Raw genomic sequence first — 19,124 nt, forward strand, 5'->3', positions numbered from 1 at the left:
CATCGCGCTTCTTCGTGCACCTTCGCTATGGTTTTACCTGTGATTTCGCAAGCCTTATCAGCTGCACGATAGGCCGTTTAGAAGGGCACACGAACGCACATGAGCCACACTCAAAGCAATCAAAGAGGTTATATTCCTTTGCACCTTCATAGAAGCCCTTTTCTGCATAGATACTGAGCATCGAGGGCATCAGACCCATCGGGCACACATCAATGCATCTCCCGCACCGAATGCAGGGTCCGAATTCCTCAGCGTGAAAGAACCCTCCCTCCGGTAACACAACAATTCCTGAAGTGCCTTTTGTTACGGGGACATCGAGGGAAGAAACTGCAAATCCCATCATGGGACCTCCTGAGATGACCTTTATCTCTTCATCCTTTAGTCCCCCGCATTCTCGAATAAGGTCTGATATCAGAGTCCCCACCGGGACCATAAGGTTTTTTGGCTCTGCGATGCCTTCTCCTGTTACGGTGATTACCCTTTCTATCAGAGGTTTGCCGTACCTAACTGCTTCATAAACGGCAAAGGATGTGCTGACGTTCTGTACCACGACCTTAATATCCATGGGGAGCGCTCTTGGTGGCACCTCCCTGCCGGTTATCGACTTAATGAGCATCTTTTCCGCACCCTGAGGGTACCTTGCGGGAAGGGCACACACTTCGATAGTGCGGGAATCACCCGCTGCCTTCTTCATCGCTGCAAGCGCTTCCGGTTTATTGTCCTCTATCCCTACAAATCCCCTGCTCACCGCCAGTACCTTCATCAGAATAACCAGACCCTCAATGATTTCCCGGGGCTTTTCGATCATCAGCCTGTAATCTCCGGTTAAATACGGTTCACACTCAGCACCGTTCAGGATCACGGTATCGACAGGTTTTTCCTTCGGCGGAGACAGCTTTACTATTGTGGGAAATGCCGCACCTCCCATGCCGACAATGCCGGCATCCTTTATTTTTTCCCTGATCTGATCGGGAGAGAGACTTATATAGTCCGGATTATCCCTGAGAATGGACCATTCCTCTCTGCCGTCACTTTCGATAACAACAGACATGACCATTCTCCCCATAGCATTGGGAAATTCTCCGATTGCGATTACCCTGCCGGAGACTGACGAGTGAACAGGTGCTGACACAAAACCGGTGGCTTCACCTATCAACTGCCCTTTCTTTACCTCCTGATCGATCACAACCGCTGGTTTGCAAGGTGCTCCCAGATGCTGGCTCAGGGGAATGACGACCTTCGGCGGGAGAGTAACAGGAGTAATTGGCCTGTGAGCAGAAAGTTCTTTTTTATCAGGAGGGTGTATCCCACCCCTGAAAAGAGAGATAGCCATGAAATATCTCCGATCGGCTGAAGAGATTAAGAAAGAAAAAAAGCTCTCCTTTTTACCACAGCATGAGAGACAAAGTCAAGGGTTACCAGCCGGATTCTCTCATGCTCTGCATCACGAGTTCCCGCAGGGCATTGATAAAAACGGGGTGCACATTGAGCGAGTCAGCCCTTTTGAGATTGATCCCGAGTTTGAGAGAATGTTTTTTGAAAAGAATATCTATTTCATAGAGTGTCTCTATGTGATCTGAAACGAAACTTATCGGTACAATAAGGATATTTTTTATGCCTTTCGATGCAAGTTCTTCAAGTTTTGCATCTGTGAAAGGTTCAAGCCACTTTACCGGACCGCTCTTCGACTGATAACTCAGGTGCCACTGCAGTGGAATCAGTTCTGTGATTTTCCGTATCGTTTCTTCAGTCTGGTATTGGTACGGATCTCCTTCGTCGATGATTTTCTGGGGAAGGCTGTGTGCACTGAAAAGGACATGGACAGTATCGCGGGAAACATCGCCGTCGCTGCCCGCATCCTTGGTAAACGACTGAATACCTTTTTCTATTACCTCTGCAAGCGCCTGGATGTACAAAGGGTGTTCGTGCCATGATGATATGCAGGAGTATTCGGTCTGATAGCCAGATACAACCTGGGTGAACCTTGAAATTGACGAGCCTGACGTGGTAACTGAATACTGGGGATACAGGCTCAGGGCGATTATTCTCCTTATCCCGTCTTTATACATCAGCGAAACGACGTCTTCTATGAACGGGTGCCAGTAACGCATACCGGTGTAGACTCTGAAAGTATGTGCGGGGGAGGGGGAGTGCTGATCACTAAATGCCGGCTGATTGAGTGATTTTTCGAGCGCCTCTGCCTGGCCGGTGGTGATGGAGAGAATCGGCGACTTTCCTCCGATCATGCGGTACAATTCCCTGGTCTTATATGATCTGATGGTGGATATCAGCCAGGCAAGCGGAATCTGCATGAAAGAGGGGCCAAGCCTGATGATCTGCCTGTCGGAGAACAGGTTAAACAGAAAGGGTTTTACTGCGCGAAGGGAATCAGGTCCCCCGAGATTGAGCAGGATAACCCCTGTGATATTGCCGGAATCCGCGGTTACATCACTTCTGTGTGCGTTTCGGATCTCATTTGCCGATGCGTGACGGTGGCGTGGCATAGCATTATTTGTTCCTTCCATACGTATGCACTGCCTCTACCATTGCGATTACACTTTCTACAGGGGTTTGGGGCAGAATGCCGTGCCCGAGATTGAAGATATGCCCTCTGGTGAATTCTCCCTTCCAGAGGATATCTTTCACTCTGTCTTCAAGTGTTTCTCTGGGGAGAAAGAGTGCACAGGGGTCAAGGTTTCCCTGAATAACCGATTTTTTCCCGAGTTTCTTGATCGCGTCAGATATGTCGATTCTCCAGTCGATTCCTGTGACATCCGCATTCAGCTTCTTGATCTCATGGAGAATGCCGGCACAATCGTTCACAAAATAGATTACGGGAACTCCCTCCTTTTTCAGTTCAGATATGGCTTTTTTTACATAGGGAAGCACAAACTGCCGGTAATCAACAGGTGTCAGTATCCCCGCCCATGTGTCAAAGAGCTGCACGGCCTGGGCACCGGCTCTGACCTGTGCGGAAAGATAGGAGATTACGGTATCGGTCAGCTTTTCCATGAGATAGCTGAACACTATGTCGTACTGGAACATCAGCTTTTTGGTATGGAGGAAATTCTTTGATGTCCCGCCCTCGATCATGTAGGTCGCGAGCGTGAAAGGGGCGCCTGAGAAGCCTATTAAAGGAACCTTGTGCGCAAGCTCCTGCCTCAGGAGCTTTATGGTATCGAAGACGAACGGCATGTCGTCTTCCGGGTCAGGAATGAGCAGCCTATCGACGGCGGCCTTGTTCCGTACAGGTTCACTCAGGACAGGTCCTTCCTTGTCGGTGAATTCAAGCCGCATTCCCATGGCTTCAAGGGGAATAAGGATATCAGAAAAAAGGATGGCTGCATCGACCCCGAGGATATCAACCGGCTGAAGTGTTACCTTGGCAGCGAGCTCAGGGTTTTTGCAGAGAGTGAGGAAATCTACTTGTGAACGGACTGCCTGGTATTCCGGCAGATATCTCCCTGCCTGTCGCATAAGCCAGACAGGGGTATACTCAACCTCTTCGCCGCGGCATGCCCTTAGAAATACATCGTTCATACTATCCCTCCTTTTTTGTTTTACGCTTCAGTTTGACCGGTGTATACCCGCAGAACGGTTCTTCTTCAAGATAATCGCCATGTACCGCGTATGCCCGTGCCCTGCACCCACCGCAGACGGTGATATATTCGCATGAGCCGCATTTGCCCCTGTATTTTTTGAAATCGCGAAGCTCCCTGAAAAGTTCGGAATTCTCCCAGATATCCTTAAAGGACTGTGTTCTTATATTGCCTGCGGGTCTCGGGAAATAGCTGCAGGGCAGCACATTGCCATCCACGTCGATGAGCGCGATGAGCTGCCCGGCAATACATCCCTTTGAGCCGCCGGTGGAGAACTTCAGCGTCCTTCTCTGAAAACCGGAACCTTCCTCCTTCGACTTCTGAAGGACGATTCTGTAATAATGCGGTGCGCAGGTAGGCCGGACGAGCAGATCTTTTTCCCCTTTTTCCATCTGGTAATGCCACTCGAGGATGTTTTCGTAATCCTCCTTTGAAATGAGCTCGCTCATGATCTCTTCGCCCCTCCCGGTAGGAACGATCATGAACAGATACCATGCGGTAGCGCCGAGTTCTTTTGCCAGCGAGTAGACTTTCGGGATCTCTTCCTGGTTGCGCTTCGTAAAGGACGAGTTGATGATAAACTCTATGCCGTGCTCCCTGAAGAGTTTTGCAGCCCGTAAGGTACCGTCAAAGGCGCCTTTCTGACTCCTGAATTCGTCATGGACTGCATCCGAAGAACCGTCAAGGCTGAGAGACACTATCCTGATGCCGGAATCCTTTATCTTTCTGCATACTTCCCCGGTCACAAGGGTGCCGTTTGTCGCAAGACACATCCGCAGTCCCTTGTCTGTACCGTATCGGGCAATATCGAACACGTCATTTCTCATGAGCGGTTCCCCACCCGAGAGAACCATAACAGGTTTCGCATATTCTGCAATGTCATCAATGATCCTGCAAGCCTCTTCCGTGGAAAAATCGGGATGGGAATTTACCTCGAGTTCCGATGACGAACGGCAGTGCACACACCGCAGATTACATCTCCTCGTGATTTCCCACGCGATCCACTTCGGACTGAATTCCATGTAATGGGTCTCCTTGTTGTTATTTTATGCGAAATATTTCATGCCGGAGAATTGCGTATGCATGAGACACACGGAATTTTCCGCATGAAGGTATATGCATGATCAATGCTTTCGGGTTACCATAATCGCAGCCATTGTATTCATGAACGATGTTTGGATCTCCCATGAATCATATCACGGCTTCTGCCAGTTTTTCTGTCCATATGGCTTCCTCTATGGACCTCAGGAGCGGGTCAAAGGTCCGGGGGTCGAGCGCTGAAATCATTATCGCCTTGTATCTCATGGCGATATTCTTTGATTCTTCCCCGGCTATCCTGTCCGTTTTGTTGAAGACGAGAATTCTTTGCTTGTGTTCCAGATGCAGTTCCCCGAGGATATTCTCAACAGAAGTGATATGCTGTTCAAAGCGGGCATTTGACACATCCACAAGATGCAGGAGCAGATCGGCATCCTCGAGTTCTTCGAGAGTCGCGCTGAATGCGGCCATGAGGTCTTTCGGGATATCGCGGATGAATCCGACTGTATCAGTAACCAGAACATCTTTTTCCCTCGGGAAACGGAGCCTCCTGCTTGCCGTGTCGAGTGTTGCAAAAAGCTTGTCCTCAACAAACACTGAACTTTTCGTAAGAGAGTTCAGCAGAGTTGATTTGCCGGCATTCGTATAGCCGATTATCGAGACAATCGGAATGCCCGTTGCCACTCTCCTGTGTTTTCTCTGTTGTCTTGCCTTGGCCAGTGACTTGAGTTCACTCTCGAGAATGCCTATCCGGTCTCTTACGCGCCTTCTGTCAATTTCAAGTTTCATCTCACCTGGACCCCTCCCGCCGATGCCGCCCATAAGGCGTGACATTGCGGTACCTTTTCCTGTCAGCCTCGGAAGCCGGTATTTCAGCTGGGCAAGCTCCACCTGCACTTTTCCGTCACGACTGTGTGCGCGCCTGGCAAAAACATCCAGAATGAGCTGAGACCGGTCGATAACCTTCAGTTCTGTAAGTTCGCTGATCGCCATTACCTGGGAAGGACTCAGTTCCTGATCGAATATCAGCATCGTAGCTCCTTTGCTCAGTGCGTTGATTACAAGGTCTTTCATTTTGCCTTCACCCAAGAGATATCTCGGGTTGATTTTTTTCGGCCTCTGGCTGACAGCGTCCAGGACGAGTACATTGCTCGACCGTGCAAGTTCTTTCAGTTCTTCAAGAGAATCTTCCTGCGCATAGCGGGGGTCTGTCGATACACTGACGAGTATCGCCTTTTCACGCTTGTCATCCGGGCTGAAGACCCTGGACCTCTCCATCTCGTCTTCGAGCGAACGGATAAAACCAGAAAATACAAACTCAAATGTATGGAAATTCTGTGATTGAAGAAGCTCAAATTGTTTCGTGCCTTCCGGCAGCAGGTGCGCCACACAGATATTCCCCGGAAAGCCATCTCTGACGCCTATCGAAGCGATCAGGTCCAGCCTGAGCAGTGCGAGGTCTGCAAGGTCATCCTGGGTAAGGGGTTCTTCTTTTAAATGGGTATGAACGAGTCTGAGGCCTCGCAGTGCCTTTCTTCCAAGCGGATAGTCATCAAGTAAGGGTATGAGTATGCTTTTTGCATCTCCTACAATCACATGGGTGATATTGCCTGACCTGTTGATAAGAATACCGATCTGACGGTTTATTTCGGAGGAGAGTTCAGTGAGGTATCGGGCGAGCTCGGGAGTGATAAGGTCGCGGGATACTTTTCTCCTGTATATTCTTTCAAGGGAGTTGAGGTAAACAGTCTTGAGACCCGACAGATGTCCGTAAAGTGCTGGTATGTATATCCTCCGATCGTATTATGCTATATTGTATCATAAGGGAATAGTGAGAGTCGAACCGGAAAAATGCCCTGAAAAGGAGGTTTCTGATGAAAGTAATTGCCGAGTATACAATCAACGGCAGGATATTGCGTCTTGTTCAGGGGGATCTCACCGAACGCGATGTCGATGCGATTGTAAACGCTGCCAATACCTACCTGCAGCATGGCGGTGGAGTGGCAGGCGCAATTGTCAAAAAAGGGGGACAGGTTATTCAGGAAGAGAGCGATCAAATCGGCTATGTTCAGGTCGGCAGTGCTGCAATCACTTCTTCGGGCAGACTTCCAGCAAAATACGTTATACACGCCGTCGGACCACGAATGGGGGAAGGAGATGAGGACAAAAAATTGCAGAGCGCTGTTCTCAGCAGTCTGCTCCTCGCTGGTGAGAAGGATCTGAGGAGCATATCAATTCCTGCGATAAGCTCCGGTATCTTCGGGTTTCCGAAGGACAGATGTGCGAAGGTTCTGATTACGACGGCTGTCGGCTATCTCAGGGAACATTCGGAAAGCAGCCTCGAAGTGATCGAATTCTGCATTTATGATGACGTTACTATGGGATATTTCAGAGAGGAATTGAAAAAAATCGGCTAATTGTGCGCCAGAGGTTGAAAAAAAAACGATCTGACCTGTAAAATCTTACTCGTGTAGTGCCAGACAGCCTTAAAGAGGGGGAAAGAGTTGTGCATGACGTACTCGTAATCGGAGCCGGACCTGTCGGGAGTTATACGGCGTTTCTTCTTGCAAAGGAAGGTCTTGATGTTGCCATATTAGAAAAAAAATCAGTGATAGGACAGGATGTGAACTGTACAGGCATTGTGAGCGAAGCATGCCTCAGGAAACTAGATCTGGAGGAAGATGTCGTTTTGCGTGCTATTTGCTCCATAAGGGCTATTGCTCCGTCAGGGGATTACCTGAGATATCATTCGGCCGTTCCCATTGCCTATGTTGTTGACAGGAGTCTCTTCGACAGAGAAATAAACAAAATGGCGGTTACACAGGGTGCAATAACCTGTGTTGACACAGCGGTAAACTCAATACATATTACGGACAGCGCCTTTATCACAAAGACGACCTCTGAAGGGGTGCATCGGGAATTCAGGGCAAAGGCAGGGGTGATAGCGACCGGATTTGAATTGCATTCCCTTCCTCTTACATTCAGGAGACCGGCAAGTTTTTTATTCGGTGCACAGGCAGATGTGATAATGAGTGATCTCGATGACGTTGAAGTCTATTTCGGGGAGGGGATTGCCCCCGGTTCTTTCGGGTGGGTTGTTCCGACTAACAGCAAGTCAGCGAAAGTAGGAATTATTGTAAAGAAAAACCCCGTAGAGTTAATAAACAAATTTATGGAAACACCTTTTATCAGGAACAGGTTGAACACGAGAAAACGCGTAAAATGCAGCCCTGTTCCTATCACAAGAATCCCCAAGAGCTATGGTGAGAGGCTTGTGATAGTCGGTGAAGCCGCTGGTCAGGTAAAAGCTACCACGGGAGGAGGCATTTATTTCGGGCTGCTTGGTGCGGAGATTGCGGTGCAGACGATTATGAAGGCTTTCAGATGCGGTGATTACGGAGAAACAATATTTGCAGAATATGAAAAGGCCTGGAGAAAAAGGCTGGAGCCCGAACTGAAGGCAGGCAAAGTAATCCGGAATATTTTTTCGAGATTGTCGGATCACCATATCAATCTCCTGATCGACCTTGCCAAAAAGGATGGTATTCTGCCGGTGATACAAAATACGCATTTTGACTGGCACAAGGATATCGTGAATTATCTGATACGGCATTTAATCAACGCAAAGCTCTTCGGGAAAAAAGAGGTGCATTCCTGAAATAGTACGTCTTTCTTTATGAGAAAGAGGATATAAAAAAGGGGCAGGACTTTTCATCCTGCCCCTTTTTGCGCCTTTATCTCTTACTGAAGGAGTTTTCCGAACGGGTTCACGAAGATGAGGATCAGGACTACGACGAGTGCATAAATAGCAAGAGACTCAATCATTGCGAGACCGATGATTAGGGTTGTGGTGATTTTGCCGGATGCTCCGGGATTCCTTGCGACACCTTCGCAAGCACCACCTAAACCAGTTCCCATGCCGATACCGGTACCGAGAGCTGCGAGACCCATTCCAAGACCGCAACCAAGTGCAGCCAGGGCATAGTAGAAGACATTAGAGCTTTTACCGGTTGTGGCGGCAGCAGCTTCTTCTGCAAAGCAGAGAGGTGCCAGAATCCACATCAGTGAGAGGGTGAGAAGTAATACAGTCAATGCTTTCTTCATTATTCGCCTTCCTCCTTTCATAAAGATATTGAATTAATGTGCCTCTTCAACGGCACCACCGAAATAACATATGGTTAACAGGGTGAAGACAAGAGCCTGCACAACACTCACGAGCAGACCGAGCCCCAGAATCACCGTAGGGATAAACCAGGGAGAAATTATCGCAAGAACGAGAAGCAGTACGTGTTTGCCCGTCATGTTGCCAAAGAGCCGTACAGTCAAGGTCAGGGGACGTACACAGTGCCCGATAATCTCTATCGGGAACATTAAGATCATAAGGGGAATTCCCGCAAGGGTGCGGATAGGACCAAGGAACTGATTAATATACTTTACACCGTGTACCTTGATACCGAAATAGTGATACAGAAGAAACACGGGTATTGCCATGGACGCATTGGTATTTACATTGGCAGTTGCAGCGGTAAACCCGGGTACCAGCCCCATCAGATTACAGAATAATATGAAGAAGAATATTGTGCCAATGAAAGGAAACAGCTGTCTGCTGTAATGGTGGCCAATAGTATCATCGACCAATTTAAACACCTGTTCGACTATAAACTCAATAAAGTTCTGGATGCCTTTTGGAACCAGCTTCAGGGAACCTTTTACCATAAGCGCAAGGACAATCAGGATTATTGAAACGAGAAAGGCATGTGTTACATTGTGAGGTATTACCTCGGGCTTGATGATTGCATCCATTAATAGGACTTCTTCCATGTAAACCTCCTCTGAGGATTAAAATCGCAGTTATATTACATAACCTTATTTTGAAAAGTCAATAGGCTTAGAAAGAATCTTCCATATTATTTTTTTTCCAGTTTTTTCTTTACCGAGAGAGGGGAAATATTCGGGTCAAGAACATACGCTTCATCAAAATATTTTGCAGATTCAGCATGTTTTTTCATCTTGTAAAGTGCGTACCCGAGAAGGTAATACGCATACGGATCAGGTTTTTTCTCCACGTATTCCCTGAGATATGTGACAGCGGTCTTATAATCCTTCTGTAAATATGCTTCGACCGCCCTGTCATAGGGATTTTCCTCTGCAGCTGCGAATGCAGCGGACAGAAAACTGCCAAAAATCATAAGGACGAATACGGCCTGCAACATTTTCCTCATCATCTTTTTCATAGCTTACCCCCTAATCAAAATTCAGGTTTATTTCCTTTTCCTTTACCTTACGCACAGTTACGGCCGGAGCCATGAGTCTTGGCTCGGAACCTTCCCTGAAATACTCCTTTATGCCCGAGGAATCCTCTCTGGACAAAAGACCGGTTGCCGGATCGATAACCCGGCTTACAATACCCTCGGGGACGGAGAATTCTTCCGGATCTCCGGAGGAATAACTTTTCATATAAAATACCCAAACAGGAGATGCAGCGCGGGCACCGGTCTCCTGCGAACCCAAAGGTCTTGTGTCATCAAATCCTACCCACACAGCGGTTACGAGGTTCGTCGTGTAGCCCACAAACCATGCATCCCTGTACTCGTTGGTAGTCCCGGTTTTTCCCGCAACAGGCCTGCCGAGGGATTTTGCCCGCCAACCTGTGCCATTTTTCACCACATCCTCCATCAGTGAAGTTGTAAGGAAGGCGGTCTGGGGACTTATCGCCTCTTCGGCTTCAGGTTCATTGCTTTCGAGAATTCTTCCTCTTGAATCGGTGATATACTTGATCGCGATCGGGTTGATTTTCATGCCGCTGTTTGCGAATACACTATAGCACAAGGCAAGATCAAGCGGCGTGACACTCAGCGAACCCAGCGCAAGCGTCAGGTCTCTTGGCATATCTCCTTCGATGCCAATCCGCCGTGCAAAATCCATTATATTGTTAATACCGACAGCGTCAACAAGTTTTACCGTAACCACATTTCTCGAGTATGTCAACGCTTCCCTGAGCGTCGTGGGTCCATAAAATTTATGGTCCGCATTTGCAGGAGACCATTTCCCTCCGGGGCCGCCCGGATAAGTGACCGGTTCATCCATGATGATGCTTGCCGGAGTAAACCCCTTTTCGAGTGCTGCTGCGTAAATGATCGGCTTGAATGCGGACCCCGGCTGCCGCTTGGCATAGATGGCCCTGTTATAGTCACTCCTGACGAAATCGTATCCCCCGATCATTGCCCTGATGAAGCCGGTGTCTTGCTCCAATGAAACGAGTGCTCCTTCAACCTCTGGCTCCTGTTCCAAAGCAAGCTGAACATTGCTCCCGCGGATGCTTTTGATGCTTACCTTCACGATGTCGCCGGGTTTCAGTATCTTTGATAAGGTAAAGTCCTTAAGCACCTGACTCGAGCGTTTTCCCGGATCAATGACCTTTGCGGCCCATCTCGCGTCCTCAACGGACAGTTTTCCGATAATGCCCCGTGTCTTTATGATTGCCTCCCGTGGTGCGACCTTCAGGACGAGGCCGTTCGATATATCACCGGGGTTTGTGACCACGACAGAAGTCAGTTCCTTTGTTTTCAGTTCTTTTTCAATGTCAACGTCCTTCTTCTGTTCGACAGGACCACGCCAACCCCTTCTCTTGTCGAGTTCCCTGAGTCCCTGCTGTACCGCTCGTGAGGCAGCTGTCTGCGCATTTCTGTCAAGCGTTGTATATACCCTGAGGTCTCCTTTATAGACTTTTTCAATCCCGTATCTCTCCTCAAGGTATTTCTTTATGTAGTCAATAAAATAGTTGTTTGCCTCCATGCCCTTTCTCATGCTCGAAAGTGTTATCGGCTGTTTCATCGCCTGTTCTTTTTCAGACCGTTTAATATACCCTTCTTCTTCCAGGCGGTTCAGGACAATCCGCTGCCGATTTTTCGCCTTTGCAAGGTCATTAAACGGTGAATAAAAGGTCGGGGCCTTAATGAGGCCTGCAATCAGAGATGCTTCAATCAGCGTAATGTCCCTGACTGACTTGCCGAAATAAATCCTCGAGGCCATTTCAACGCCGTAAGCCCCGTGACCGAAATAGATCTTGTTCAGATACAGCTCGAGAATCTCTTTTTTTTCCAGATCTTTTTCGATTTTTATCGCAAGGACAGCTTCACGGAGTTTCCGCTTGAGAGTTTTTTCCGGGGTGAGAAACATGACTTTGGCGAGCTGCTGCGTAATCGTGCTGCCTCCCTCTTTCAGGCCGACATAGAGAATATCCTTGATAATCGCCCTTCCGATGGCGAGATAATCAATGCCTTTATGACGCCAGAACCTTGAATCCTCCACTGCAATAACGGAGTTGATCATGTGGTCAGGGATTTTGCCGATGGGAACGAATATTCCCTTTTCAGCCTTCAGTTCCCCGATCATCACATCATCATCTGCATAAATCTTCGTGCCTTCAGACGGTTTGTATTCTTTTATTTCCTCGAGAGACGGAAGTCCCATGCTGATGGCAAGATAGGTCCCGGCAGATATGCCTGCAAGGATGGATATTGCGGCAAGGATAATAATGATTTTGGATTTCATTACATCACCATTATACTCTTGATTGAAAAAAGCTGTCAAAATTGCCCGACTGCTGCTTCTGCATGAAGAAAAACATCTCCGTGCCGGTGACATCATCTGTGTGCGGAACGACTGCGACTGATGCCATTGACTTGAAACTGTTCATGAGGGTAATATTCTATTATGCATCGACATTCAGATTATGTTCCCCTCCACCTGCATACTGAATACAGCCTACTTGACGGAGCGATAAGAATAAAAGAGCTTGTCGATCAGGCGAATGTCTTCAGGATGCCCGCAGTTGCAATAACTGACCACGGCAATCTTTTCGGTGCGGTAGAATTTTACCGTTATGCCACAAAGGCAGGGATAAAACCAATCATCGGCTGTGAAGTCTATATCGCTCCCGGAAGCCGGTTCGAAAAGAGACAGGGGCATGACACGGAGGAGTCCTCGTTTCATCTCATTCTCCTTGCGAAGGACAACAGCGGATACAGGAATCTCGTTACGCTTGTTACCCGGGCGTATACCGAAGGGTTTTACTACCGACCGAGAATCGACCATGACCTTCTGGCGCAATACAGCGGCGGGCTGATAGGTCTTACTTCATGCATGAAGGGAGAGATTCCCTATTATGTACAGATGGGCATGATTGATCAGGCAAGGGAAAAGGCGCTTGCGTACAAGCATGTCCTCGGTCCGGATAACTTTTTTGTTGAGATTCAGGACAACGGCCTGCCCGAGCAGGATGAGCTGAACAGGAAGCTTGTAGAACTTGCAAAGGACCTCCATATCGGCATTGTGGCTACAAATGACTGCCACTACCTGCGAAGAGATGATGCCAAGGCACATGACATCCTGCTGTGCATTCAGACAGGAAAAACCGTGAATGATGCGAACCGGCTCCGTTTCAAGTCAGACGGATTCTATTTTAAATCACCTGAAGAAATGAAGCACGCCTTCAGGGACATACCTGAGGCGGTTACCAATACACGTGCGATCGCGGAGAGGTGCAATGTCGAGTTCAGTCTCGGGAAAAATTTGCTGCCGAAATATGAACTCGAAGACGGTCAGTTGCCGGATTCACTGTTGGGAAAACTTGCAGCGGAGGGACTAACGCACCGAATTGGGCATGAGCCGGAACCCCTGTACAGGGAAAGGCTCGCACGAGAACTCGACATTATAAAAAAGATGGACTATTCGTCCTACTTTCTCATAGTATGGGACTTTATCAGTTATGCAAAGAAATGGGGGATTCCGGTCGGGCCCGGGAGGGGCTCTGCAGCAGGCAGCCTTGTCTCGTACTGTCTGGGCATTACGGACATTGATCCCGTCAAATACAATCTGCTTTTCGAGCGTTTTCTCAATCCCGAAAGAATCAGCATGCCGGATATAGATGTTGATTTCTGCAAAGACAGGAGGCCGGAGGTTATTGCATATGTTGCGGAAAAATACGGGAAAGATCATGTAGCGCAGATCATTACCTTTGGTACCATGGCAGCAAAGGGGGCGATACGAGATGTCGGCAGGGCGCTTGATATCCCCTACGGAGATGTAGACAAGATCGCAAAGCTTATACCGAATACGGTGCATATCACTATTGAGGAAACCCTGAAAGCTGACCCGCAGCTGAGAACACTTTACGAAACAGACCTCCAGATCAAAGAGCTCCTTGATACCGCAATGCGGCTTGAAGGGCTGAGCAGACATGCATCCACTCATGCTGCAGGAGTTGTGATATCGCCTGCTCCGCTGACGGATTATACGCCGTTGTACCGGAACCCGGGGGACGGGAGTGTGATGACACAGTTTGACATGGGGTCTATAGAAAAGATAGGTCTGCTGAAGTTTGATTTCCTCGGTCTGAAGACTCTGACCGTTATCAACGAAACACTCAAATATATAAGAAACAACGGCAAGGAACTCTCTTTCAGGGATATCCCTTTTGACGACCGGAAGACCTATGAACTGTTAAGTTCAGGCAATACGACGGGCATCTTTCAGCTTGAAAGTTCCGGTATGAGGGATCTGCTTGTGAAGATATCGCCCAGCAGGTTTGAAGACCTTATCGCCATTGTTGCCCTGTACAGGCCGGGTCCCATGGGGAGCGGCATGATCGACGAATTTATCAGAAGGAAAAAAGGCCTGATACCGGTGAAATACGACCTGTCGCAGCTCAAGGAAATCCTGGATGAGACATACGGAGTTATCCTGTACCAGGAGCAGGTAATGAGGATCGCCAATAAACTTGCCAGTTTTACCATGGGACAGGCTGATATCCTGAGAAAGGCAATGGGCAAGAAAAGACCGGAAGAGATGGAAAAGCTGAAAGAAGCCTTTATCCGGGGTGCCAGTGAAGGAGGAATCTCGGAAAAAAAGGCGGTGAAGATTTTCGACCTCATGGCGTATTTTGCCGAATACGGCTTCAATAAATCGCATTCTGCTGCCTATGCGTATGTGGCTTACCAGACAGCCTACCTGAAAGCACATTATCCGGTGGAATTTATGGCAGCTACGCTCAGTGCGGATATGGATACCACCGACAAGATTGTCAAGCTGATAGCAGGATGCAGGGAAATGGGCATCACTATCCTTCCTCCTGACATTAATCTCTCGGGGAAGGAATTCATGGTGGTGGGAAATTCGATACGGTTCGGTCTCGAGGCAGTGAAAGGCGTAGGGGCGTCGGCCATCGAGATAATAATTGATACGAGAAGCAGAGACGGACTCTTCACCTCTGTTTCAGAATTCATGGGAAGGGTCGATCAGCGCAGGGTGAACAAAAAGGTGATCGAGAGTCTTATTAAGGCAGGCGCCTTTGATTCCCTTGGAACTACAAGATTGCAGGCGATGAACGTCATGAGTGCCGCGCTTAACGGAAGTTCGAGAGGGCATGCTGCGAGGGCGGCAGGCCAGCAGAGTATCTTCGGTGACTTTTCCGATGAGGAACCGGCTGTCACCGGGGAATGGAGTAAAGAGGAACTTCTGAAGGCTGAGAAAGAGGCGCTGGGTTTCTATATAACGGGGCATCCCTTAACGAGATACCGGAGGCAGCTCGAAAAGCTTGGCACAATCAGCATAGCGGAACTTGACGAAATTGAGGAGGATCAGGAAGTCAGAATAGGCGGAATCATAACGAATATCAAAAAAGTTCAGACCAAGTCAAAAGCCGGGATAATGGCCTATTGTTCCCTTGAAGATCCTACAGGAAAGGTTGAAATCATCGTTTTCCCTGACCTTTACAGAAGCAGCATTAATACTCTGCAAAAAGACATGCCGATAGTGATCAGGGGGACCCTCGACAAAACCGAAAAAGGGATGAAAATCGTATCCAGAGAAATTTCCGGTCTGGACGAGCTTGATGCACGATCGGGCGGCAAGGCAGAGATTACCCTGAAGATTCCCGAAGGGCAGTGTCCGAATCTTCAGATGCTGAGGTCGGTTCTGCTTTCGGGGGACAGCGGGAGATATCCCCTTTATTTCAGGATATGCCATCGCAATACCGAAACTCTCATAGCGACAGGGATAAAAATATCTGATGACAGCAGGCTGGTCAGCAGAATAGAAGAAATATCCGGCAAAGGGACGGTCATCTTTCAATGATCCGGTACTATCTGGAATTCGAGCGGCAAATTGAGGATCTGGAACTGAAGATAGAGGAACTCAGGCGACTGTCCGATGGAAAAGACATTGATATTTCGAGTGAAATCAAAAAACTCGAAAAAAAGGTGAGAGACCTTCGGTCAGAGATATTTTCTTCTCTGACACCCTGGCAAAAGACGCTTCTGGCACGGCATCCAGACAGGCCATATACGCTCGATTATATCAATATGATGACCAGCGACTTTATCGAGTTGCACGGTGACAGAAGGTTTTCTGACGACCCGGCAATAGTTGCAGGGATCGCAAAGTTAACCGATATCCCTGTCGTTCTTGTAGGGCATCAGAAAGGACGCGGAACAAACGAACGGATATTCCGCAATTTCGGGCAGCCGCATCCGGAGGGATACCGCAAGGCTCTCCGTGTGCTCAAACTTGCGGAAAGATTCAAAAGGCCGGTTGTTACGTTTATTGATACCCCGGGAGCATATCCAGGAATCGGTGCAGAAGAGCGTGGTCAGGCTGAAGCTATTGCCGTGAATCTCATGGAGATGTCGAGGCTCAGAACGCCCATCATCGCAGTAGTGATCGGGGAGGGAGGCAGTGGAGGGGCGCTCGCCCTAAGTGTTGCCGACAGACTCTTTATGCTGGAGCACGCGACCTACTCCGTTATTTCGCCGGAAGGCTGTGCAGCCATTCTCTGGAAAAGGAACGGAGACCTTGGGCCGGAGGATTTTTCTAAGGCCGCGGATGCGCTTAAACTGACTGCACAGGACTTGTTGAACTTTAAGATCATAGACGGAATTATCCCTGAGCCACTCGGAGGAGCGCACAGGGACCCTGAAGGGACAGCGAAGAGCATTTCTGAGTATATCATCGCTGCTGTTGAGGAACTGAAAACAAAAACTCCGGGAAAGCTTCTTGAGGAGAGATACCGGAGGTTCAGAAAAATAGGAAGTTTCTTGGAAGAGACCGGTTAGCCGTTCATCTGCGATAATCCGCCAACACCCCGCATCTTGTAGTATCTGCCCGACGCAAAAAGTTAAAAAAAGTTGACAAGAAAAATATAGCATATGCTATAGTAAACTATTGCGATTTTCAAGCGTATATGCTTGAAAGCATGCGACGTACATGTATAACCCTCTAATACTAAACAAAATTTATGCTGTTGAGGTGGAGAGATGCAAAAAATGTCGTTGGTTGTTCTGGATACCATCGGTCTCAAGTGTCCACAGCCAGTCTTGAAGGTTGCTGCAAAATCGCCGGAGATACGGGCCGGAGAAGTTCTTGAGGTGATAGGTGACTGTCCTACATTTGAAAGAGATATCCGTGCGTGGTGCAAGAGATTGAAAAAGACCTTGCTGTCGATCAATGATGAAGGGGCGGGCAGAATCAGATGCCAGATCCAGTTTTGAAACCCAGAAGGAAAAAGATACCGGATAAGGTGCTGTGCTGGGAATTCTTTCACTGTAATAAAACGGCATGCCCTGTCTATTTGACCGGAAATTTGAAATGCTGGCTGATCAGCGAGACTCTTTGCCGCGAGAGGACGCAGGGCAAGTTTCTTGAGAAGATAGAACTGTGCCTCGGCTGCAGGGTCTTTCATATGAATATGGATGTCCCTTCAATGAAAGAGACGATTAAAGTGGTAAGCAGGCAGTTCAGGCATTTCAGAAGGATGGTAGAGGAAAGAGACAAAGAACTCGAAAATATGAGCCTGGAGATGGCATTGGGATTATCGGAAGTCTTTGAAGCATTAAAAAAGATTTCCTCAGGAGACCCCTCGGTCAGAATGCACGATAATTCAGGGATAGAATTAATTTCAAAACTGAAACGCATGGTCAATATGACTGCCGGAGAAATCGGAGAGATTGTCGATCTCTCACACGAGTTTGCCATAGGTCTTGCAGAGCATTTCGAAGTGCTGCACAGGGTATCGCGGGGGGATTTGGAGACGAGGGTATCTGGCGGTTCAAAGGTGGAACTCCTTGAATCTCTCAAGGAAGTGACGAATGAGACTATTGAAAATATTTCACGGGAGATAGGAAAACGGGTCAGGGCGGAGAAAAGTCTGCAGCAGGAGAAGGGTATTATTGACTCGGCAATCAACAGCATGCCATGCATCTTTTGCCTTATGGACGGGATCCTCCGGCTGGTACGGTGGAACAGAAACTTTGAATCAGTGACCGGCTATTCAGCGGAGGAGATGCGAAAGATGCAGCCCGTGGATTTTGTTGATAAGGACGATAAAAAAGAGGTCGAGGAGAAACTCCGGGAGGTTGCTGTCAAAGGACAGACCACTGCCGAGATATATTTATTGGCAAAAGACGGCGTCAGGATCCCCTATATGTTAACGTTTCTCCGGTTTTCCTCCGGCGCAATGAATTACTTTGTCATGATAGGAATTGATATAACCGACAAAAAACTCACTGAAAACATGCTGAGGGAAAAGGAAGGCCGTGAGTCCCTCATTCTCAGTTCCCTCCCGATCGCATTTTATACCATGCAGCCTCCGGCTTTTTTCGGTACGATATGGGTGAGTGCACAGATAGACCGTATTACGGGTTTTCTCCCTGAAGCCTTTGTGAAAGATCCCTTGTTGCGGCTTTCGAGGATCCATCCCGATGACCGTGAGAGGGTTATAAAGAAATTTCAGTCAATAGGTGATGAGGGGAACGTTATTATCGAGTATCGCTGGCAATGTGCGGATGGATCATATAACTGGTTTTGCGACCAGGCAGGCCTGATCCTGGATGATAAGGGAAGGCCGCGTGAAATTGTCGGTGCCCTCGTCGATATAACAGAGCGCAAACATACAGAGGAAGCACTGCGTATTTTGTCTCTCGCGGATGAACTGACCCACCTGTACAACCGCAGGGGGTTTTTTACCTTTGCAGACCAGCAGCTGAAGATCGCAAACAGGATGAAGAAAAAGATACTGCTTCTTTTTGCAGACCTGGACGACCTTAAATGGATCAACGATAACTTTGGTCACCATGAAGGCGACCATGCACTGACAGAATTTGCCGGCATTCTCAGAAAAACCTTTCGCGAATCGGACTTTATTGCCCGTATCGGAGGCGATGAGTTTGTCGTACTTGCGGTTGAGACAGAGGACGCAAATGCAGAGACCCTTACCGCACGGCTGGTGGATAGTCTCAGGACATACAATCAGAACAGAACGCATGACTATCCCCTCTCTGTCAGCATCGGTGTATCCCGGTATGATCCCGAAGCCCCATGTTCTATTAAAGAACTCCTTGCGAAAGCTGACCGGCTCATGTACAAGCAGAAGAAAGAAAAAGCAAACTTTGCCGGTACAGATTAGTTAAGATAGTAGCAAGGCTCCCAGAC

16 protein-coding genes are annotated in these 19,124 nt (G+C 48.3%); 6 read left to right on the forward strand and 10 right to left on the reverse strand.

Features of this window, described 5'->3' with window-relative positions; translation table 11 throughout:
- Positions 1-25: 25 nt before the first annotated feature.
- The 5 genes from rsxC to hflX all read right to left on the reverse strand — a co-directional run bounded on the left by rsxC (position 26) and on the right by hflX (position 6,233).
- Positions 26-1,333 (reverse strand): electron transport complex subunit RsxC, encoded by a 1,308-nt coding sequence (rsxC, locus tag AB1552_08015; protein MEW6053717.1) that lies wholly within the window; start codon positions 1,331-1,333, stop codon positions 26-28.
- 82 nt (positions 1,334-1,415) lie between these two features.
- Entirely contained in the window at positions 1,416-2,525 is a 1,110-nt protein-coding gene (gene hemH, locus AB1552_08020) for a ferrochelatase (GenBank protein ID MEW6053718.1), read from the reverse strand.
- Complete coding sequence (gene hemE / locus AB1552_08025; GenBank protein ID MEW6053719.1) at positions 2,509-3,540, reverse strand: uroporphyrinogen decarboxylase; 1,032 nt, start codon at positions 3,538-3,540, stop codon at positions 2,509-2,511. Before hemE ends, hemH begins: the two co-directional genes overlap by 17 nt.
- 1 nt (position 3,541) lies before the next feature.
- Positions 3,542-4,621 carry a radical SAM protein gene (locus AB1552_08030; GenBank protein ID MEW6053720.1) on the reverse strand — a complete coding sequence of 360 codons (1,080 nt, stop codon included), beginning with the start codon at positions 4,619-4,621 and terminating at the stop codon, positions 3,542-3,544.
- A gap of 169 nt (positions 4,622-4,790) precedes the next feature.
- Positions 4,791-6,233, reverse strand: a complete 1,443-nt coding sequence (gene hflX, locus AB1552_08035) for a GTPase HflX (GenBank protein MEW6053721.1) — start codon at positions 6,231-6,233, stop codon at positions 4,791-4,793.
- Between the two features lie 278 nt (positions 6,234-6,511).
- Between hflX and AB1552_08040 the strand changes: the two genes are divergently transcribed.
- Positions 6,512-7,054, forward strand: coding sequence for a macro domain-containing protein (locus AB1552_08040; GenBank protein MEW6053722.1), 543 nt, complete (start codon positions 6,512-6,514; stop codon positions 7,052-7,054).
- Positions 7,055-7,143: 89 nt separating this feature from the next.
- Positions 7,144-8,295: an NAD(P)/FAD-dependent oxidoreductase gene (locus AB1552_08045; protein ID MEW6053723.1), complete on the forward strand. Its 1,152-nt coding sequence runs from the start codon at positions 7,144-7,146 to the stop codon at positions 8,293-8,295.
- Positions 8,296-8,378: 83 nt separating this feature from the next.
- Here AB1552_08045 and atpE read toward each other — a convergent pair whose 3' ends face one another.
- The 5 genes from atpE to AB1552_08070 form a co-directional block, all read right to left on the reverse strand.
- Complete coding sequence (gene atpE / locus AB1552_08050; protein MEW6053724.1) at positions 8,379-8,741, reverse strand: ATP synthase F0 subunit C; 363 nt, start codon at positions 8,739-8,741, stop codon at positions 8,379-8,381.
- Between the two features lie 33 nt (positions 8,742-8,774).
- Entirely contained in the window at positions 8,775-9,458 is a 684-nt protein-coding gene (gene atpB / locus AB1552_08055) for a F0F1 ATP synthase subunit A (GenBank protein MEW6053725.1), read from the reverse strand.
- An 86-nt stretch (positions 9,459-9,544) separates the two neighbouring features.
- Positions 9,545-9,871: a tetratricopeptide repeat protein gene (locus tag AB1552_08060; protein ID MEW6053726.1), complete on the reverse strand. Its 327-nt coding sequence runs from the start codon at positions 9,869-9,871 to the stop codon at positions 9,545-9,547.
- A 10-nt stretch (positions 9,872-9,881) separates the two neighbouring features.
- The gene (locus tag AB1552_08065) at positions 9,882-12,191 is read right to left on the reverse strand and encodes a PBP1A family penicillin-binding protein (GenBank protein ID MEW6053727.1); all 2,310 of its coding nucleotides are present in this window, start codon (positions 12,189-12,191) and stop codon (positions 9,882-9,884) included.
- Positions 12,192-12,201: 10 nt separating this feature from the next.
- Positions 12,202-12,336 (reverse strand): hypothetical protein, encoded by a 135-nt coding sequence (locus tag AB1552_08070; protein MEW6053728.1) that lies wholly within the window; start codon positions 12,334-12,336, stop codon positions 12,202-12,204.
- A gap of 17 nt (positions 12,337-12,353) precedes the next feature.
- Here AB1552_08070 and AB1552_08075 point away from each other — a divergent pair, with 17 nt between their 5' ends.
- From AB1552_08075 to AB1552_08090, 4 genes are all read left to right on the forward strand, one after another.
- Complete coding sequence (locus tag AB1552_08075) at positions 12,354-15,773, forward strand: DNA polymerase III subunit alpha (GenBank protein ID MEW6053729.1); 3,420 nt, start codon at positions 12,354-12,356, stop codon at positions 15,771-15,773.
- On the forward strand, positions 15,770-16,750 hold the full coding sequence (locus AB1552_08080) for an acetyl-CoA carboxylase carboxyltransferase subunit alpha (GenBank protein ID MEW6053730.1): 981 nt from the start codon (positions 15,770-15,772) through the stop codon (positions 16,748-16,750). Before AB1552_08075 ends, AB1552_08080 begins: the two co-directional genes overlap by 4 nt.
- A 210-nt stretch (positions 16,751-16,960) precedes the next feature.
- On the forward strand, positions 16,961-17,185 hold the full coding sequence (locus AB1552_08085; protein ID MEW6053731.1) for a sulfurtransferase TusA family protein: 225 nt from the start codon (positions 16,961-16,963) through the stop codon (positions 17,183-17,185).
- Positions 17,167-19,098 (forward strand): diguanylate cyclase, encoded by a 1,932-nt coding sequence (locus AB1552_08090; protein ID MEW6053732.1) that lies wholly within the window; start codon positions 17,167-17,169, stop codon positions 19,096-19,098. The genes AB1552_08085 and AB1552_08090 overlap by 19 nt, the downstream gene beginning before the upstream one ends.
- Positions 19,099-19,124: the final 26 nt, after the last annotated feature.

Source organism: Nitrospirota bacterium (assembly GCA_040754395.1).
GTDB lineage: Bacteria > Nitrospirota > Thermodesulfovibrionia > Thermodesulfovibrionales > SM23-35 > JBFMCL01.

What these genes read in the sequence shown, in the direction of transcription:
- AB1552_08070 (MEW6053728.1), bottom strand. Translation starts at nt 12,336, where the DNA reads ATGAACAGTTTCAAGTCAATGGCATCAGTCGCAGTCGTTCCGCACACA.
- AB1552_08075 (MEW6053729.1), top strand. Translation starts at nt 12,354, where the DNA reads ATGCATCGACATTCAGATTATGTTCCCCTCCACCTGCATACTGAATAC.
- AB1552_08065 (MEW6053727.1), bottom strand. Translation starts at nt 12,191, where the DNA reads ATGAAATCCAAAATCATTATTATCCTTGCCGCAATATCCATCCTTGCA.
- rsxC (MEW6053717.1), bottom strand. Translation starts at nt 1,333, where the DNA reads ATGGCTATCTCTCTTTTCAGGGGTGGGATACACCCTCCTGATAAAAAA.
- AB1552_08085 (MEW6053731.1), top strand. Translation starts at nt 16,961, where the DNA reads ATGTCGTTGGTTGTTCTGGATACCATCGGTCTCAAGTGTCCACAGCCA.
- AB1552_08090 (MEW6053732.1), top strand. Translation starts at nt 17,167, where the DNA reads ATGCCAGATCCAGTTTTGAAACCCAGAAGGAAAAAGATACCGGATAAG.
- atpE (MEW6053724.1), bottom strand. Translation starts at nt 8,741, where the DNA reads ATGAAGAAAGCATTGACTGTATTACTTCTCACCCTCTCACTGATGTGG.
- atpB (MEW6053725.1), bottom strand. Translation starts at nt 9,458, where the DNA reads ATGGAAGAAGTCCTATTAATGGATGCAATCATCAAGCCCGAGGTAATA.
- AB1552_08060 (MEW6053726.1), bottom strand. Translation starts at nt 9,871, where the DNA reads ATGAAAAAGATGATGAGGAAAATGTTGCAGGCCGTATTCGTCCTTATG.
- AB1552_08030 (MEW6053720.1), bottom strand. Translation starts at nt 4,621, where the DNA reads ATGGAATTCAGTCCGAAGTGGATCGCGTGGGAAATCACGAGGAGATGT.
- hemH (MEW6053718.1), bottom strand. Translation starts at nt 2,525, where the DNA reads ATGGAAGGAACAAATAATGCTATGCCACGCCACCGTCACGCATCGGCA.
- hemE (MEW6053719.1), bottom strand. Translation starts at nt 3,540, where the DNA reads ATGAACGATGTATTTCTAAGGGCATGCCGCGGCGAAGAGGTTGAGTAT.
- AB1552_08080 (MEW6053730.1), top strand. Translation starts at nt 15,770, where the DNA reads ATGATCCGGTACTATCTGGAATTCGAGCGGCAAATTGAGGATCTGGAA.
- AB1552_08040 (MEW6053722.1), top strand. Translation starts at nt 6,512, where the DNA reads ATGAAAGTAATTGCCGAGTATACAATCAACGGCAGGATATTGCGTCTT.